The organism is Bartonella sp. AP1QHHD (assembly GCF_042196265.1).
In the GTDB taxonomy this organism is placed as follows: Bacteria; Pseudomonadota; Alphaproteobacteria; order Rhizobiales; family Rhizobiaceae; genus Bartonella.
Genome location: NZ_JBHIPW010000102.1, coordinates 1 through 1,631, shown reverse-complemented (window position 1 = coordinate 1,631; position 1,631 = coordinate 1). Strand labels below are relative to the sequence as shown.

Genomic DNA, 1,631 nt, shown 5'->3' with positions numbered 1-1,631 from the left:
TTCGTTTAAAAAAGTAGAATTTTTCATCTTGATTTCCTACATTGCGCGCAATTCACCCGTGGCGTGAATCACGCTGGTGTTAAAAGTTGGTTTTTCGGTGTTAGAAACGGCTTATGTAGCTTATATCGCTTGCTGAATAGTCACTTTCGTAGATGATTGAATTGCGTCCACGAATTTCAAGATTACCAGAAATATTTACATTATCGAAAATATATACTCCATCTAGAATTTTCATATTTCCGGAAATGTGTGCTTTATCACTTATATAAGCATCTCCATAGACACGGGCATTGCCATAAACATGGCCCAAAACTCGAGCCTCACCATAAATTTGTGCATTGCCGTAAATTTGCGCATCATATTCAACATATGCTTCACCGCAAACTTTTGCATTTTCATAAACACGCGCCCTGCCTGTAATTTTTGCGCGTTCAAATACTTGTGCATTGCCGAAAATCTTAGCGTCACCATAAACTATAGCTTTATGCCAAACCCAACAATCGCCTTCATGCGATAGGTTGTCTTCTTTTTGTATATAGCCGCCTAAGTAACCTTTTTTAATATTTCTAAAATCTCTTAATGCACGTATGCGATAAAGTTTTTTACTTTTATCGGTTCTTGTATCATGAAATTCTTTTATTTCATCAGTGAGCTCGTATTTTTTCATCTGTTTTTTTCTTTAGTTGAGATTCTTCGATCGTCATTAATCCAGTCGTCCCAACATACACATGCATCACCGTAAATTTTTGCATGACCGTAAACATGCGCATTGCTGTAAACACGCGCCCTATCGTAAATGTATGCCTCACCGTAAACTTCTGCATGACCGTAAATGCATGGTTCATCGAAAACTTCTGCTTTGCCATAAATACGAGAATTGCCGTAAACCTCGGCATAACCGTAAACATGTGCATCACCAAAAACCTTGGCATAACCATAGACTTTTGCATCATCACCTACCCAGCAATTGCCATCATGACTTAGATTGTCTTCTTTCTCGATATAGCCGCCAAGATCACCTTTCTTGACGTCCCCCAAATCTCTCAATGCACGAATGCGGTGAAGAGTTTTTCTATCAAACTCAATTGTTTCATCAGTAAGTTCGTATTTTTTTTCCATGGTTTTACTCCTTTAAGTTAGATTCTGCCTTTGCCGTTCTTGCAAAAGAACGGCATTGCATTGTGTGGTGAATTTTTTGAAAAGGTGGCGTCTTTTAAAAACGCCTTTAGCTTTTAAAGCACATCACAAGGACGCAAACGGTGTTGTTTTTCGTAAGAACCATACATTGCATCATCATATTCGCGCTGTTTTATATCATCTAAAAAAAACCGTATGCTGTGCTGTGTAGAATAAAATCGTGAGGAATGTTTCCGTTGAAACACTGCTCTTCACATTCTTTAAGATAGAATTCGGCAATATCTTCAGAGATATCTTCGCAACGATTAGTCGTTGGTTCAATACGCAAAATTTGGACAGCATTATCGGCTTGGTCGATAAATTTGATCATGTCACTTTCTTCTAAGAAAGGACCAGATTTAGCGAGATTTTGCTCTTCATTTTCGCACATCACTAAGAGAATTTCATCAGAATTTATAAACACTGGTTTATTCACAAATGCCTCCATACAGCCT

The 1,631-nt window shown here is 38.0% G+C and carries 2 protein-coding genes and 1 pseudogene; all 3 read right to left on the bottom strand.

From position 1 onward, the window contains the following. Positions 1 to 100: 100 nt before the first annotated feature. Positions 101 to 667, bottom strand: coding sequence for a hypothetical protein (locus tag ACFIME_RS09185; protein WP_375662609.1), 567 nt, complete (start codon positions 665 to 667; stop codon positions 101 to 103). Next, a complete protein-coding gene (locus tag ACFIME_RS09180; protein ID WP_375684840.1) occupies positions 664 to 1,119 on the bottom strand; it encodes a hypothetical protein in 456 nt (151 codons plus the stop codon). Before ACFIME_RS09180 ends, ACFIME_RS09185 begins: the two co-directional genes overlap by 4 nt. Before the next feature lie 113 nt (positions 1,120 to 1,232). Further along, a pseudogene (locus ACFIME_RS09175) lies at positions 1,233 to 1,612 on the bottom strand (hypothetical protein). Positions 1,613 to 1,631 lie beyond the last annotated feature (19 nt).

What these genes read in the sequence shown, in the direction of transcription:
- ACFIME_RS09180 (WP_375684840.1), bottom strand. Translation starts at nt 1,119, where the DNA reads ATGGAAAAAAAATACGAACTTACTGATGAAACAATTGAGTTTGATAGA.
- ACFIME_RS09185 (WP_375662609.1), bottom strand. Translation starts at nt 667, where the DNA reads ATGAAAAAATACGAGCTCACTGATGAAATAAAAGAATTTCATGATACA.